Genomic DNA, 15824 nt, shown 5'->3' on the forward strand with positions numbered 1-15824 from the left:
GCTACCGGTCCAGGTTTTGGGATACAGTAGCGATATTCATCTTGAATTTCTCAAACTTGGCACGTCGTATGGCACTTCCCTCAAAGAGGGCATCGTATTGTTCCAGGTCCAGTTCTTCCCAAAAATCGATATCGTGATCCAGGATGTCGTCTCTTGGAGCGAGATCTTCCATCCGGGAGTATCGGGGCTCGCGGTTCCAGGGACACACATCCTGGCAGATATCGCACCCGAAGAGCCATTCGCCGATGCCCTCCTGGTAGTCATCCGGAATCTGCTCCTTCAGCTCGATGGTGAAATAGGAGATACACTTGGATCCATCCACCCGGTAGGGTTCATAGATCGCATTGGTGGGGCAGGCGTCGATACAGCGGGTGCAGGATCCGCAGTGGTCGGAGGCTGTGGCGCTGTAGACAAATTCTGCATCCACGATCATCTCCCCGATAAAAGTGAAAGAACCAATCTCTTTGTTAAGCAGGTTTGAATTCTTGCCGATCCATCCGATGCCGGCACGAGCCGCCCATGCCTTGTCCAGCACCGGGGCGGAATCTACAAATACGCGGCCGTCCAGTCCGCCGAGAAGCTGGCTGGTGAACTGGAACAGTTTTTTCAGCTTCTTTTTATACACTTTGTGATAGTCGCGTCCCTGGGCATATTTTGCAAACTTGGGCATATCCTGCTGCTCTTTCTGACGCTCATGACCGGGGTGATAATAGCTGCCTATCACTGAAACGACCGACTTGGCCCCGGGAACCAGCTTCGTGGGATCGACCCGCTTGTCAAAATAGTTTTCCATCCAGTCCATATTACCGTGCCGCCCCTGTTGTAACCACTCTTCAAGACGGCGCTCCTCCCGTTCAAGCCGACGTGCCCTGGCAAAGCCACAAGCATCGAACCCCAGCCGAAAGGCTTCTTCACGGACCCGTTGCGTGCGTTTGGTTAGATTCATTTTACGATAAATAGTGATTAACAGAACGAGAACAAGATAACTCCTGCCTGCCGTTGGCTTCAAGTATAAAAACTCCTGCCTCATCTACTGTATAATGAAGAGGTTTTTCGTAAAGAAAACCGCGTTTCTCCAACGCTAACAGGGAATACCCTGTAGCAAAGGTCGCGGTCGGACATGGCCGGGTACTACGTATACAGGTCGGGAGCCCTGTTCTACCAAAGCAGATTAAAGACTTTTGACGTCAATTTCCTTTATTTGTCCATCTTGCAGTTTCAGGGTTCGATAGGGATACTGCTTCACAGTGTCATAATCGTGGGTAACCATCAGTACCGACATGCCCCGGTTGTTGATCTGTTCCAGGAGCTCCATAATGGATGCGGAGGCCTCCGGGTCGAGGTTCCCGGTCGGCTCATCCGCCAGCATAATGCGGGGTTCATTGGCCAGTGCTCGGGCAATCACGACCCGCTGCTGCTCTCCGCCCGAAAGGTCACCCGGCATATTTTTGCGCTTGTGGCTGAGTCCCACCATCCCCAAAACCTCGAGTGCCCGCTGTTTGATGAAGCTGGGTTTTTGACCGGTTACCTCCAGGGCAAAAGCCACGTTTTCATAGACAGTACGGTCGGGCAGCAGCTGAAAATCCTGGAACACGATACCCAGCCGGCGGCGCAGGTAGGGAACCTTGTTTTCATCAAGGGAGTTGACCTCCATATCGGCCACCCGCACGGTACCGCTGTCCGGTGTTATGTCCCGGTAGATAAGCTTCAAAAAGGAGCTTTTGCCAGCCCCGGTTTGACCGATCAGGTAGTTGAACTCCCCGTTTTCGAGCGAGTAGGAGATGTTATCGAGTACCTTCCGGTAATCGTACGTTACAGACACGTTGTTAAACTCAATTACTGAATCGTAGGGCATTGCAACACCATCGTTATTCTTAAACTTGACTCATCCGCTTCCACAAGGTCAAACCCGTCATATTTGGCGAGCAGGGTAAACTCGGTTTCATCGATAATATCAAGCATTTCCGGCAAAGTATAAATTTTTTGTTTGTGAACTTCGTGGTATTTCTCCAACACTGTTTCCATGTCGTTGTCCAGCTTTTCAATATCGAATACATTGTAATGGATGCGACTGCTGGGATTGTAACTGCTTTTTCGAAAAAAACGGTAATTCCCCGGCGCATACCCCTCTTCGTTGTTCAGGTATTTAATGGAACGGATCGAATTTTTGGGTGTTGTAAAATCAAAAACGAAGATGCTGTCCGGTTTCAGCACCTTTTTTATCTCTTTTAGGAGGCGGACAATATCGCGCGGCTTATGCAGGTAATTCACGCTGTCAAAAGTGGAAATTACCGCGTCAAAACGCCTGTCGAGAGCAATATCCAAAAAATCCATCACTTCAAAGTCCACATCTGACCACCTGTTGTCACGCTTTTTGCACCGGGCAATTTTAATCATATGGGGTGATTTATCCGTGGCGACAATATCGTAGCACATCAGTTCATCAAGCGAGAGGGCCATGGAACCGGTGCCGCAGGCCAGCTCAAGGATCGATACCGGGTCGGGATGATTGGTCTGGATAATCTCGTCGATAAAGTCGGCCCAAACCTCGTAATCAACATCCTCCATAATGGTGTCGTAGATATAGGCGAGCTTGCTGTATTCCGGACTCCTGGATCCTTTCATGCCGATTGTCCCCTTCGTTTTTTGGCAAGTGATACCGCTAAGTCAAAGGCTTGCCGGAAAGAGGCGGGATTGGCGCTGCCTTGGCCCGCTATGTCAAACGCCGTTCCGTGGTCGGGTGATGTACGGATGAAAGGGAGGCCCGCCGTAAAGTTGACACCCGCCCCAAACGAGAGCGTTTTAAACGGAATCAGTCCCTGGTCATGATACATCGCCAGGATACCATCAAACTGCCTATAGTTGCGACTTCCAAAAAAGCCGTCGGCAGGGAAGGGGCCCTCAACGTTGATTCCACCTGATGCATATTGCTCGATCGCCGGTTGTATAACCTCGATCTCTTCGCGACCGATCATGCCGCCATCCCCGGCATGGGGATTAAGTCCCAGCACCGCAACACGGGGGCGCTCGATTCCAAAATCACGGGTCAGGCTCTTGCTGATGATTCGAATAAACCGCGTCACCCTCTCTTTTGAAATCCAGCCGGCAGCCTCTTTCAGCGGAACGTGGGTGGAAATCAACCCGATTCGGAGCCCCTCATTGACCATCATCATGATAAAATCTTTTGTCCGGGTTTTTTCGGCCAGGAATTCGGTATGTCCCGGGATGTGGTATCCCGCTCTGTTCACTGCCTCTTTTGAGATGGATGCCGTTACCAGGGCGGCTGTTTCTCCTGAAAGACAGAGCTGGATACCTGTTTCGACCGCCTGCATTGCGCAGGAGCCGGCGTTCTTTGAAAGCTTACCAGGTTCTATTACTATATCGTTGCTGCTTAATAGATTAAGAATATTTATGCGGCCGTCCGAAACCGATTGTATGGAGTCTGCCGCGTGATATTCCAACGAGATATTCAGCCGGTCGAGGTAATAATCTATAATTTTGGTATCCCCGAGAATGACAGGTGTACAATCGCCCAGATCTCGATTTTGCAATGTCTTTAAAACCACCTCGGGACCAATACCGTTATAATCTCCGATACTGATAGCTATACGAACGGACATTCCCTGATAACCTTTTTTTCCTGTATTTGTGTTAGTAAACGGCAAAGATACAATAATGTTCTGAGAATTGAACATGGATACAGGAGCAGCGCTAAAATGGACCATTCCCGGCTGGATTACCGAGTTGCAATAGAGAAGTAGCCGGGGCGGTTGTGTTGTCTACTCTCGTCAGTTAAGGGAGGTGTTATTTTATATAAATGACGATATTGGCCAAAACAACGTTTTGCAAAAACCTCTCAAAATTAATCTGAGACCAGTTTAAACTCCCCGAAACCACTCACAGCCCTGAAAACAAATTGTCGGTTGGGATATTCCCAGACCTCCACGGCGGGCTCTCCCGGGGGGAATTTTCGGTTTACATTTTCGGGCGGACCAAATTTGATATAGATGTTCCCCTGATCGGTGTTGTACCCGTTGACGTTTATCGTTGAAAATTGCTCATAAGCGTGATCAATCCTGCGGTAATATTCGGCCATCAGCTCGTTGTATTCTGTATTTGGAGTGGGATCCCGCTTTTCCCAAAACGCTCTGAACTTCTTCTCCTTCTCCGCATTGGATCCCGACTTCATTTCACGTATCGTTTGGTCATCCACAATAAAACGCAGCATATCTATGGCCACATCCACATTCAGCAGGCTGGTCGGCATCTCAATCCACCGCGAACGGAATATGGTTTCGGCTACGGGCGATGTTTCCTCCTCTTTTGTTACCCGTATCTGGTAGACCGCGTTCATAAATTGGCTGTTGGGAATTTTGACAACGGCATAGGTGTGACCTTCCGGGGCATTTTGCAGCACCAGTTGCTGATCGCCGTCTGAGCTTGTCAACTCCGGCCGGCTGCCTTCCAGGATATCGGTCTGCTGGATGCTGGCGGAATGCACCGTGGCAACCTGCGTAGTATCCCGGTCGTTGACTTCCACCCTGTTGACCTCAAGGCTGTAAGAGTCCGAGGCTTTATAGCCCGGCAGGTGAATCAGGGTAAAGAAGTCTTGCCCGTAATACACATTCTCCCCAAAGTTCAGCAGGTCGATGGTGCCATAGGAACTATTGCCTTCATCCCTGCGGTAGGTTTCAGCCAGCACAATATTTCCTTTTTTCTTTTCCCCGTACGGCAACACCTTGACATACCGTTTGCGTGAGGTCCTGCCATCCACTTCTTCACCCCGGGTAAACTGCAGGATATAGCTGTAACCGCCCGGTTTCAGTTCTGTATCCAGCCGACCGGTGATAAACTTATTTTTGGATTTCGTTTGCTCATAATTTTCTGCAAATGCCGTATCTCTCCAGAACGAGCGCTCCACCGGCTCAAGTCCCTCGACTGAAAAATCATCCCTGCGGCGTCTGTTGTCAGCTTCCGGGTTTGGATCCCGGAATATCTCTATGCTCATTCCGACAGGACTAAAAAAGTTTTTCTGTTCATCGGGGCTGTCATATTTGCGGAAAGGGAGGAGGTTGTAGTCGATACGAAAGGTTGTCACAAACCGAACGGTCTCCGGCTGCGACCCCGGGAGGGTAAAATTATCGATAAAAATATTTTGCTCACGCTGCTGGTTGGCCAGTTGCTGGTAGGTGATACCGCGTTGCGCATTGGCCGGGATATTAAGCAGGCTCGTCAATATTGAGAATAGTAGAAAAAGAGACAGTTTTTTTGAGAAAGCCACGGCAATTGTATTTGTGAATTACGCTGTTAAAGGCTCAATGTAATATTACCTTTTACGATTCTAAAATTTCTTTATTTTGAAAACGCTTCAAGCCTGATCCTAGTATTGAATAAATAGATCCGTCTCCCATGAGTTCCTCAAAAGAAACTTCTGCCTCCCACTCCCTTCGATCCCTTTTGGAAGAGATTCGCCATACCGCTTCGGAAATTAAACAGGGCGGAGGCCGCAAACGGATTGATAAGCAACACAAAAAAGGCAAGCTTACTGCCCGGGAGCGGATTGACCAGCTGCTCGACCCGGATAGTGAATTCAATGAACTGGGCCTTTGGGCTGGCTACCAGATGTATGAGGAGGAGGGCGGATGTCCCGCTGGAGGAGTGCTGATGGGAATAGGCGAGATCTCCGGCCGGCAGTGTGTAGTGGTAGCCAACGACGCCACTGTAAAGGCGGGTTCCTGGTTTCCGATCACCGCCAAAAAAAACTTGCGTGCCCAGGAGATCGCCCTTGAGAACCACCTGCCGATTATCTACCTGGTCGACTCTGCCGGTGTTTACCTGCCAATGCAGGATCAAATTTTTCCCGATAAAGAACATTTTGGCCGGATCTTCAGGAACAATGCCGTGATCAGCGCCAGGGGAATTCCCCAGATTGCAGCTATCATGGGGAGCTGCGTGGCCGGAGGAGCCTACTTGCCGATTATGAGTGATGAAGCACTTATTGTGGAGGGAACCGGCAGCGTATTCCTGGCGGGCAGCTACCTGGTGAAGGCAGCTATCGGGGAAAATGTGGATAATGAGACCCTTGGCGGGGCAACCACGCATACCGAAATCAGCGGGGTTACCGACTATAAGATGGAAAATGACGAGGAGTGCCTGCGTACCATTCGCGACCTGGTAGATAAACTGGGGCCGTTTGAAAAAGCGGGATTTAACCGGCGGGCGGCCAAACTGCCCTCCCGAGGCCCGGAAGAAATTTATGATCTGTTCCCGGATGATCGTTCAAAGGCCTATGACATGAACAAGGTACTTGAATGTATCGTGGATGCGGATTCCTTTACCGCTTTCAAAAAGGGATACGGACAAACCCTGATTACGGGATATGCCCGCATCGATGGCTGGAGCGTGGGCATCGTTGCCAATCAGCGGAAAGTTGTCAAAAACAAGCAGGGTGAGATGCAGATCGGGGGCGTTATCTATTCAGACAGTGCCGACAAGGCCGCCCGGTTCATCATGAACTGCAACCAAAAGAAAATACCGATTATTTTTTTCCAGGATGTCACCGGATTTATGATCGGGAAAAGGGCCGAACACGGAGGCATCATCAAGGATGGAGCCAAGATGGTGAATGCGGTGGCCAACAGCACGGTTCCCAAAATTACGATTGTAGCAGGCAACAGCTACGGAGCCGGGAATTATGCCATGTGTGGCCGGGCCTACGATCCACGCTTTATATACGCCTGGCCATCGGCACAGATCGCCGTTATGGGGGGCAGCCAGGCGGCCAAGGTGATGACCCAGATCAAGGTTCGAACCCTGGAAAAAAAAGGGGAGGAGATTACGTCGGAGGAGGAGCAGGAGATCATGAGAGAGATCAGCCGGCAGTATGAAAAGCAAACCGATGTACGTTATGCAGCGGCCCGCATGTGGGTGGATGAAATTATTGATCCGGCCCAAACCCGCCGAAAAATATCGCATGCCATTCAATGCGCTGATCATAACCCGCATATCGAGGAGTTCAAGACGGGCGTGCTTCAGGTGTAAGTTCGCCCTGTTGTATTGTTGCAATATGCGTTGAATTTAGTCCCGACGTATCGCATATTTTAAAAAAGCCTGGCTTGAATGTTGAATGTAGATTAATAAATACCACCGAACAGTTCAGTTCAAAAAAATGCCGGGAGTCCGGGCTGACTTTATCCCCAAGTTTGGAAGGGACTATTATGGAAGCAGTTCCACGCTATATACCCCTCTTGTTGATTGTCGTTTTAACCGGCACATCGGCTCAGCATGCGCATGGGCAAGCCTTTTCACCAACCGGTATGATAGCCACTGGTCCATACTGGTCGCCCGACGGTCAAAAACTGGCATTTTCAGCCTCGTACAGTGGCAATTTTGATATCTATGTAATTGATCTCAGGAATTTAAACAGGGAGCAGGTAACCGATCATCCGGCCAATGATCTATACCCGGCTTGGTCGCCGAGTGGACGTGATATCGCCTTTTATTCGGACCGTGAAAGCACCGTCCCCCCGCACCCGCCAGACACGGTGGTATATAAGATCAGGGGACTGTACAAAACCTATGCACGGGATGGCTACCTGCCAAGCTGGTCACCCGACGGCAATACCATTTTAGCCCACCTGCGGAGTGAAAGGGGGAACTACGAAATTTATACGATGGATAAACGGGCCCGGAATCGTACGCCGCTGACATGGAATCGGGCCAGTGATGTACATCCGCGGTTTTCTCCTGACGGGGAGAAGATAGTATTTGTATCAGGTCGTGACGGCCAGCCGGAAATCTATGTAATGAACGCCGACGGTTCATCCCAAACCAGGCTCACGCATTCCACCGCTTACACGCTTGATCCCATTTGGTCTCCGGACGGCCAACAGATTGCGTATATCTCCAATGAAACCGGTTTCTTTGACATACACATCATGAATTCAGACGGCAATAACAAGCGAAAACTGACGAATACCCCTTCATACGATATATCTCCGGTATGGTCACCGGAGATATATCAAATCCTTTTTTCTTCGGATCGCGAAGCGGGTATTTTCGACCTGTTTGTTATGGATAAAGCGGGAAATAATGTACGCCGCATCACAGCCGGGGAGAGTAACGAATATTATGGCTCGTGGTCTCCGGACGGCCGGGAGATCGCCTATCTCAGTACAAAAGGAGGCAAAACTGAGCTCTATTTAATTCGAGCTGACGGTACCCGTCAACGAAGATTAACGCGTTGATGTTTATTCAGGTCTATAACAACGCGGTAATCCACTGTAAATCTTAAAATTGAATGTATCATGGAGTCCTACCGAGCAGCTGTCGCCCAGATGAACAGCCAGCCAGATTTCAACTATAACCTGGAACAAGCATATGAAGAGGTTCGCAAAGCCGCGAAGGGGGGAGCCCGGCTTGTGGCACTCCCGGAAAATTTTGTTTTCCTGGGAAGTCTGGAAGCCAGGATGGAGCAGGCGGAGGAGATCGGAAAACGCACTCCCGATTTTTTAAAAGACACGGCTCAAGAGTTTGGCATCTATCTTCTGGGAGGAAGCTATCCGACTCCGGCGGGTAACGGCAAAGTATATAACTGCTCCCTGCTGGTCGATCCGGAGGGAAAGACACTGGCACGATATAATAAGATCCACCTGTTTGACGTGGAACTGCCGGAAGGAGAGAGTTACCGGGAGTCTGACTACGTGGAATCCGGGAAAAATCGTCCGGTGGTAAGTCGGGCCGGAGAGATTGGCAATATTGGCATGAGTATCTGCTACGACCTGCGTTTTCCCGAGCTTTATCGCTCGCTAACCGAGCGACAGGCAGATGTGTTGTGCGTGCCTTCGGCCTTTACGGCAACTACGGGCAGAGATCACTGGAAGCCACTTTTACGGGCCCGTGCCATTGAAAATACCGCCTACGTGCTGGCACCTGCACAGACCGGAACACACGGAAAAAAACGAACAACACACGGGCACAGCCTGATTGTGGATCCCTGGGGAGAGGTACTGGCCGATGCCGGCAAAGAGGTCGGAATAGCCACCGCTGTTATTGACCCTTCCCGCCTGAAGGAGGTTCGCAGACGAATTCCCTCCCTGGATCATCGCAAAATTTTTTAGAATCCGTGTTATCGGCTTTATCGGATCTTCAAACTTAATTAAGGAGCTAAATCGATCATTTTTAAACCGAACTCAGCAGAGAGATAAGCTGATGCACCTGACGCTTTATGCGGCTGAATGCCTCTTCCGGTTCCATGTACTGGATATCTGGAACTTCCCAAAATAAAATTTCACTGTTATTCTTTGGAAACCGCTTTTGGATCATCGGTTCATGCTCGGTCCGGTGCAGGCAGATAACTACATTGTGGACTTCAAGCTCTTCTTTTTCTATACTTCTGGGATAGCGTTTTGAAGAGGAGACCGGAAACCCGTTTTGGGCGAGCATACGTACCGCATGTTTGGAGATGGGGCCTTCATTCGGCGATTTTGACATATCTTCCCGTAGGCCGGCGGAGTGAGCTTCCCAGGATAAATCCGTAACCGGAGCCCAAAAGTTGAAGAGTTCTTCTGCCATGCGACTGCGATAATAATTGCCGGTACAAACAAACAGAACGGAATTCATAACACGAAATGAACGACGACAAGATTTTAGTTACAACAAGGCAAGTTTATGAAAAAAACTTTAGCAAATCATCTGATATTTGAGTACACCGGTAACAAATCAGACTATTTAAACGGAACAATAAAACAACGTTCAAATTACGTTACATTTGTCGTTACTGTTCTGCATGAAAGACAAATAACTATGTCAGGTATGCAGTTAGACTATCACCAACAGTAAGAGGTTTTTCCTGCGATTGAAATTATAACTATAAACCGAAATGCAGCGTTTTATTTATGTCAGCTAATGTTCTTCGCCTTCTAACTATTGTTATAGTATCTTGGTTTTTCTCAGCAGCAAATCATTGGAAATCACCCGTAACAAACCCTTTAAAAGAATCTCTGATCGAATCTAAAATTCGTCTTGATTCAGCCGTAACACACGGCAACAAGCAGCTTTTGCTGGAAACGAAAGCCCAAATTCAGCAGCTTGTTCCGCAGGTAGCAGACAAGGAGCTTTCGGTATTGGCCAGCTACTATACTGCGTATGCCAATTATCGGTTAAGCAGTATTTTTGAAGATATGGAAAAAGAACAGCAGGAAGACTACCTGAATACCAGCATAGAGCAGCTGGAACAAGTTACAGAAGAAGCTCCCGAGTTTGCCGAGGGCTGGGCGCTGCTGGGCAACTGCTACGGCATGAAAGCCAAGGGAATGATCTCTGGAATGCGATATGGTCCCAAGTCAGAGCGTACGATTGATCGAGCGCGGGAACTGGCCCCGGATAATCCGCGGGTTGCCATGATTTATGGGATCAGTCTTTTGTATAAACCCGGCATGTTTGGGGGAAGTGTTAAAAAAGCGGTTGACACATTTAAGAAAGCGGGCAGATACTTTGAGGAATGGAGCCCGCAAAACAGTCTGTACCCCGAGTGGGGAAAAGCTGAAAATTACGCCTGGATGGCGCAGGCCTATATTGAGCAAGACAGGTTGGCGGATGCCAGAGAGGCTTACCAGACTTCTCTTCAAGTCGATCCAGATTATTATTGGGTTAAGGAGGTACTGCTGCCTGAATTGATAAATGAAATGGATGATTGATTTATAAAAGAGTGGAGAACAATAATCGCTGCACGTAATTCTACTTGCTATACTTGTTACAGTTGCAGAACGGGGCATATCAGCAGGTAAAATCCCAGATACTCATGATTTTAACCACTTAAAACCAATATTTACAACCATCAACTGCGCAGAATCGCTAATTTTTCTCAAGACCAATAGCAAACCATTTGTCGTATAATATATATTATGTAAAGTTATGACTAGTTACCATATTGCTACAGATAGTATGGTTGTATAGAAGAAGCACTTCTCTAAGAGAGGAGCTCCTGTAGTTTTGTTTGAATGGCATCGAAATCTGGAAGCTCACTGGAATTATCCAGCACCTCGCGATACTGGATAATCCCTTTGCTGTCAACGATATGAGCGGAGCGTTTGGCAACTCCTTTCATACCATAGTAATCATGATATAACGTCTCGTATTTTTGAGAAACTTCTCTGTTAAAGTCGCTTAAAAGCGTAAAATTGATATTGTGCGACCTCTTGAACTCCTTTAGGGTAAAAAAGCTGTCCACGCTTATTGCCAGTATTTTTGCGTTGAGTGACTCAAAAAGCTTCATGTTATCCCTGGCTGTACACAGCTCCCTGGTACAGACTTCTGAAAATGCCAACGGGAAAAACAACAGGACAACCGGATTCCCCATGAAATCTGAGAGTTGAACCTCATTTCCTTCGGTGTCCTGCAAAACGAAATTAGGTGCTTTATTCCCTTCCTTCAATGCCATAGAGTGTGTAGATTGAGCGATTTTGTGACAGTTTAAGTTACCTAATACTCCATTTCGGGAGTCGCAATGTGCTTGATATTGAACCGACTGGCCAGTGCGGTTGTCATTACTCCGGCCCCCAGCACCAGCTGCCATACCCAACTGTAATCACTGCTCATACCCGGCACGAACCAATACAGGATATATGTAACCAAAAATAACAGTGTTGCAGCAAGCATATATTTAAAGTGTACAATTTCTGCACTTCGATAGCTTCGTGTACCGTACATCATGAGGGCTACTAGTAGTGCTCCTCCCTCATAAATGCTTAACAGCCATGCTTTTATGGCAAAGGAATCTCTCACAAACCAGTAGGATAGAATGAGCAGCAGTGGTACTGCAGCGTAAATAAGTGGAAATTGAGCAAAAACCGGTTTGGATTCGCGTATAAATACGGCCAGTCCGCACAGTGCCAGCGAAACTGCAATAACGGAGGTAAACTCAATAAAAAGGGGCATCTCAATGGTCATGTCATAGCCGGAAAGTATGGTATTGAGCAGAATCCCCCCCTGCCCCATTGAAAAAAACAGGATGGCCGAGGCATAGCTCAAGTGTTTAAAATTCTGGGTTCGGTAAGCCAATTGAGATGTTTTGACGGCCGCATAAAGACCCACAACAAGTAGTAGAAATGCATCCCAGTCCATCATAAACTGCTAATTGTCAGTTGAGGGCGGATTATTATTAGGCGATGGACGTTGCCCAGCCCGCTGCCGGATCTCCCGCTGCGCCTGCTTTTCCTGGTTAAATACCATAACAAGGTCTGCGATATCTTTTAGTTTTCCCCTTTCAAAATGGATCATGTTTCGGGCAAATTCATACAATAATAATTCTTGTTTATTTTTATAAATTATTGTTTCCCAATCAATTAAAGGAATTTTCTTTAAAAGATTTACCAGTCCTGCACGATGTTTGACAATTTTGCTGAGTGTCTTTTGTATATCTTTTGCTTTTTCTTCGTCCAGTTGAAAGGTCGATTCAAAGTGATCGTAGTTATCCAACCGTGTGGGGCGTGAATTCTGGTAGGCATCTTCAATAACGGGACGATAATAGGAGAGCTGTGCATGATCAATCAGCAGTAACATTTCAGCAATCGACTCTCCACCGGGCGGGGTCTCGGTGTAGGGAACCTCGTCAATAACATATTTCAGGGCTTCGGCTTCATCCTGCAGGTAGGCCGCATCCTCCACCAATTCATCCAATTGTTCCTGGGTGACCTCTTCCCTGCTGTTTTCTGACATATCCTAGGAGTGAACTATCTTTTCTACCGAACCCAATCAGACGAAGCGGTTACATTGTCATTTTCCTGCTGTTGCTCCAGCATTTCAACCAGCGACAGGCCTGCGTTAAATTCACGATCCCGGTCTCTTACGGAGTGAATGTTGTTTTCTTCCTGGAAATCCCAAAATTTGCCGAACTGTCGATTTTTGTATTCCCGGAGAAAATCCAGCCGTTCTTCCAGATCCTCTTTGGGTACCAGCAGGCGCTCTTTGTCGTAAATAGCCTCCTCGCGCGATTCAAACACAATATCGTAGTCCTTGCTCATAACGATGGCCTCTTCCGGGCAGACCTCCTCGCAATATCCACAGTATATGCAGCGCAGCATATTGATTTCAAAAAAATCTGGATACCGCTCTTTGGGGTCGTCGCTGTCTTCATTAGCCTGCATACTGATCGCCAGCGGCGGGCAGGCCCGTGCACATAAACCACAGGCCACACATCGTTCCTTGCCGTTGTCTTCCACCAGCACCGGGCGTCCGCGGAAAATTGCCGGAGGATCCCACTTTTCTTCGGGATAATCGAGAGTTACCGTAGGCTGAAACATCTGTTTCAGGGAATACCACAACGCTTTAAAAATTTCAGGGAGATATAAATTTTCGAGAAATGAAAACTCGCGCTCCCGATCAAAATCCTCGTTCAGGGCGTTTGCTACCGGTTGTTCTAAATTCTGTGGTTGAGCCATCGACTATTTAATATAGAATTACGATTTTGAACGATTTAAAATAACCTATTCACCTGTTCTGTTCAATCTGAATCTGTCATTTTTGCTTGAATGTAAGCGTAATAGGCACGCCTGTAAAGCCATATTCTTCACGGATCTTGTTTTCTATAAACCGCCGGTAGTTGGCCGGAAGTTCCGATGGAAGATTCATGAAAAATTTAAAGACCGGTGGATTTGCCTTAACCTGTGTGGCGTACTTAATTTTGAGTCGCACCCCCCTTTTTATAGGCAGCGGTCGCTGCTTGAGAATTCGCTGCAGGAAGTCGTTGAATACGGGAGTCGGGACCGAACGTTTCCGTTCTTCAAGCACCCTGTCCGCAATGTCGATAACACGGTGTATCCGTTTTCGGTTCAGGGCCGACATGGATACAATTGGTATCCACCGCTTGGTTGGAATCCGGTCATAGATATATTCCTCAAACTCTTTTAACAAGTTGGTCGTTTTTTCGGGCACCAGGTCCCATTTGTTTAACACCAGCACAATGCCCTTGTTCAACTCATCCGCCATGTGCAGTATATGCTTGTCCTGGGACTCAAATCCCTGCATGGCGTCGATCAGCAGTATCGCTACATCGCACTCTCGAATCGCCCGCTCGGTGCGTACGGTACTGTAAAACTCGATATTCTCTTTCACGTTTTTCTTTTTACGGAGACCGGCGGTGTCTACCAGGATATATTTCTTGTCATTATAAATCAGCTCGCTGTTGATTGAATCGCGCGTAGTTCCCGGAATATCTGTTACGATGCTACGCTCATCATTGAGCAGCGCGTTTACAAAGCTGCTTTTCCCGACATTCGGGCGACCAATAATGGCCAGTTTGGGTGTATCGGTTTCAACTTCCTCATCCGGTTCCGGAAGCATCTCCACCAGCCGATCCAGCAGCTCTCCGGTCCCCATCCCGTTCACGGAAGACACCGAGAAGAGTTCATCAAATCCCAGGGTGTAGAATTCAGTGGCATTAAGCTTTCGTTCCTCGTTATCCGCCTTGTTGGCGACCAAGAGTACCGGTTTTTCCTGTTGACGGAGCAACTGTGCCACCGACTGATCCAGACTGGTGATTCCCGCCTCCACATCGACCACAAAAAGAATAAGATCCGACTCCGACATGGCGATGTGTACCTGTTCGCGCACACCTTGCACAATCTTATCTGATTCTTCGGGCAGGTAGCCACCGGTATCAATAAGGGTGAAATCACGGCCGTTCCAGTCGCTCTGGCCATAGTGGCGATCACGCGTCACACCGTACTCATCGCTCACAATCGCCTTGCGGGCACCGATTAGCCGGTTAAAAAGAGTGGATTTCCCCACGTTGGGTCGACCCACTATAGAAACTACGGGAAGCATAATCTGTTTTTTACAGTTATTTTCGATAAAATGAAGACCGAAGAAAATAACGATTAAACTGCTTAAAACAGAGCTTAATTTATGCTGCAAACTTTTTACAACAACTTTGGATTCCTCGGATCGCTGGGTATTGCTTTCGGTGGGTTCCTGTTTATTATTTTTTGGGTATCGGGAATAGCCGGGATCTGTGATTCAGAAACCACCAGGTTTAAGACGGCGAAGATGATACTCTCGGTGGTTTTCCCACCCTATCCCTTTTTCTGGATTTTATTTGACATGTATGCACAGCGGCAGCAAATGAAAGAGTCGTAAAATAGCAGCTTGCCGGAGTGTAAGGTTTTCACGGTCAATTATCCTGTAAATTTCCGGTGTTAGCCTGTGTTTCACTGCTAACTACACTACATTAATAATATTCGGCTGTTTTGCTCGAAGCATGACGGAACTTTTTGGCCCGCGCGCATGCAAGAAGTTCGGAATACATAAGTACCAAGATTTCGGCGGGAACAGGGTTTATTCCTGTCCCCGCATTCCCTGGTCCCTGCTAATAGTCTTAATTGGTGTCAGCGCTACATAGATTGGAGGCTCTTATGAGTTTTTACTTTAATATCAGGATGTTTTCGTCCCTTCTCATGCTGTTGGCTCTTGCTGTATTTGCCACTTCATCCCTGAAAGCTCAAGAACCCGTCAAATTTGACTACATCAAGAAAAAGGGAACAACCTATTACGCGGTGTTGGAATTGCCAGATGATGAATTTCTGGTGATGGGAACGCGCGTCCTTATACGTAAAAATATGGAGATAGAGAGAAGGTATGGCAGAGTTGGTCAAATAGAGCTGCTGGTGATACTTCCCAACGGCAGACAGCGATATATACCGGGCCGGATTATGGACAATGGTCGAAATTCCACATTTTATTCCCGGAGCTCGGCCCGGCAGTTTGTCAGGAGGCTGAGTGAGTAGGGCTCACTGTCGAGTTCAAGAGTACGTGCTACATGAAGAAAG

Annotated in this window: 17 protein-coding genes; 6 read left to right on the top strand and 11 right to left on the bottom strand. The window is 47.9% G+C overall.

Annotation, left to right across the window (positions count from 1 at the left end):
* Window position 1: 1 nt before the first annotated feature.
* The 5 genes from queG to ACG2F4_RS08260 form a co-directional block, all read right to left on the bottom strand.
* Complete coding sequence (queG, locus tag ACG2F4_RS08240) at window positions 2-946, bottom strand: tRNA epoxyqueuosine(34) reductase QueG (protein WP_395259745.1); 945 nt, start codon at window positions 944-946, stop codon at window positions 2-4.
* 225 nt (window positions 947-1171) lie between these two features.
* A complete protein-coding gene (gene ftsE / locus ACG2F4_RS08245) occupies window positions 1172-1855 on the bottom strand; it encodes a cell division ATP-binding protein FtsE (protein WP_395259746.1) in 684 nt (227 codons plus the stop codon).
* Window positions 1837-2625, bottom strand: a complete 789-nt coding sequence (locus tag ACG2F4_RS08250) for a class I SAM-dependent DNA methyltransferase (RefSeq protein WP_395259747.1) — start codon at window positions 2623-2625, stop codon at window positions 1837-1839. Before ACG2F4_RS08250 ends, ftsE begins: the two co-directional genes overlap by 19 nt.
* The gene (pdxA, locus tag ACG2F4_RS08255) at window positions 2622-3620 is read right to left on the bottom strand and encodes a 4-hydroxythreonine-4-phosphate dehydrogenase PdxA (protein WP_395259748.1); all 999 of its coding nucleotides are present in this window, start codon (window positions 3618-3620) and stop codon (window positions 2622-2624) included. Before pdxA ends, ACG2F4_RS08250 begins: the two co-directional genes overlap by 4 nt.
* A 242-nt stretch (window positions 3621-3862) precedes the next feature.
* On the bottom strand, window positions 3863-5281 hold the full coding sequence (locus ACG2F4_RS08260) for a GWxTD domain-containing protein (RefSeq protein ID WP_395259749.1): 1419 nt from the start codon (window positions 5279-5281) through the stop codon (window positions 3863-3865).
* Window positions 5282-5409: 128 nt separating this feature from the next.
* Here ACG2F4_RS08260 and ACG2F4_RS08265 point away from each other — a divergent pair, with 128 nt between their 5' ends.
* The 3 genes from ACG2F4_RS08265 (at window position 5410) to ACG2F4_RS08275 (ending at window position 9119) form a co-directional block, all read left to right on the top strand.
* Window positions 5410-7041 (top strand): acyl-CoA carboxylase subunit beta, encoded by a 1632-nt coding sequence (locus ACG2F4_RS08265; protein ID WP_395259750.1) that lies wholly within the window; start codon window positions 5410-5412, stop codon window positions 7039-7041.
* 176 nt (window positions 7042-7217) lie between these two features.
* Window positions 7218-8246 carry a hypothetical protein gene (locus tag ACG2F4_RS08270; RefSeq protein ID WP_395259751.1) on the top strand — a complete coding sequence of 343 codons (1029 nt, stop codon included), beginning with the start codon at window positions 7218-7220 and terminating at the stop codon, window positions 8244-8246.
* A gap of 60 nt (window positions 8247-8306) precedes the next feature.
* On the top strand, window positions 8307-9119 hold the full coding sequence (locus ACG2F4_RS08275) for a carbon-nitrogen hydrolase family protein (protein WP_395259752.1): 813 nt from the start codon (window positions 8307-8309) through the stop codon (window positions 9117-9119).
* Window positions 9120-9180: 61 nt separating this feature from the next.
* On the opposite strand, the gene ACG2F4_RS08280 is transcribed toward ACG2F4_RS08275, so the two are convergent.
* A complete protein-coding gene (locus ACG2F4_RS08280) occupies window positions 9181-9621 on the bottom strand; it encodes a low molecular weight phosphatase family protein (RefSeq protein WP_395259753.1) in 441 nt (146 codons plus the stop codon).
* A 437-nt stretch (window positions 9622-10058) separates the two neighbouring features.
* On the opposite strand from ACG2F4_RS08280, the gene ACG2F4_RS08285 reads away from it, so the two are divergent.
* A complete protein-coding gene (locus ACG2F4_RS08285; protein WP_395259754.1) occupies window positions 10059-10697 on the top strand; it encodes a hypothetical protein in 639 nt (212 codons plus the stop codon).
* 272 nt (window positions 10698-10969) lie between these two features.
* On the opposite strand, the gene ACG2F4_RS08290 is transcribed toward ACG2F4_RS08285, so the two are convergent.
* The 5 genes from ACG2F4_RS08290 to der all read right to left on the bottom strand — a co-directional run bounded on the left by ACG2F4_RS08290 (window position 10970) and on the right by der (window position 14823).
* On the bottom strand, window positions 10970-11440 hold the full coding sequence (locus tag ACG2F4_RS08290; RefSeq protein ID WP_395259755.1) for a redoxin domain-containing protein: 471 nt from the start codon (window positions 11438-11440) through the stop codon (window positions 10970-10972).
* A gap of 41 nt (window positions 11441-11481) precedes the next feature.
* Window positions 11482-12126 carry a hypothetical protein gene (locus tag ACG2F4_RS08295; protein ID WP_395259756.1) on the bottom strand — a complete coding sequence of 215 codons (645 nt, stop codon included), beginning with the start codon at window positions 12124-12126 and terminating at the stop codon, window positions 11482-11484.
* Window positions 12127-12132: 6 nt separating this feature from the next.
* Complete coding sequence (locus tag ACG2F4_RS08300; protein ID WP_395259757.1) at window positions 12133-12717, bottom strand: hypothetical protein; 585 nt, start codon at window positions 12715-12717, stop codon at window positions 12133-12135.
* Window positions 12718-12740: 23 nt separating this feature from the next.
* A complete protein-coding gene (locus ACG2F4_RS08305; protein ID WP_395259758.1) occupies window positions 12741-13439 on the bottom strand; it encodes a NuoI/complex I 23 kDa subunit family protein in 699 nt (232 codons plus the stop codon).
* 76 nt (window positions 13440-13515) lie between these two features.
* Window positions 13516-14823 carry a ribosome biogenesis GTPase Der gene (der, locus tag ACG2F4_RS08310; protein WP_395259759.1) on the bottom strand — a complete coding sequence of 436 codons (1308 nt, stop codon included), beginning with the start codon at window positions 14821-14823 and terminating at the stop codon, window positions 13516-13518.
* An 81-nt stretch (window positions 14824-14904) separates the two neighbouring features.
* Between der and ACG2F4_RS08315 the strand changes: the two genes are divergently transcribed.
* Together ACG2F4_RS08315 and ACG2F4_RS08320 are read left to right on the top strand one after the other, a co-directional pair.
* Window positions 14905-15135, top strand: coding sequence for a hypothetical protein (locus tag ACG2F4_RS08315; RefSeq protein ID WP_395259760.1), 231 nt, complete (start codon window positions 14905-14907; stop codon window positions 15133-15135).
* 275 nt (window positions 15136-15410) lie between these two features.
* Window positions 15411-15782 (top strand): hypothetical protein, encoded by a 372-nt coding sequence (locus ACG2F4_RS08320; RefSeq protein WP_395259761.1) that lies wholly within the window; start codon window positions 15411-15413, stop codon window positions 15780-15782.
* Window positions 15783-15824 lie beyond the last annotated feature (42 nt).

It is taken from the genome of Halalkalibaculum sp. DA3122 (assembly GCF_043951865.1).
Classification (GTDB): domain Bacteria; phylum Bacteroidota; class Rhodothermia; order Balneolales; family Balneolaceae; genus JAMQKA01.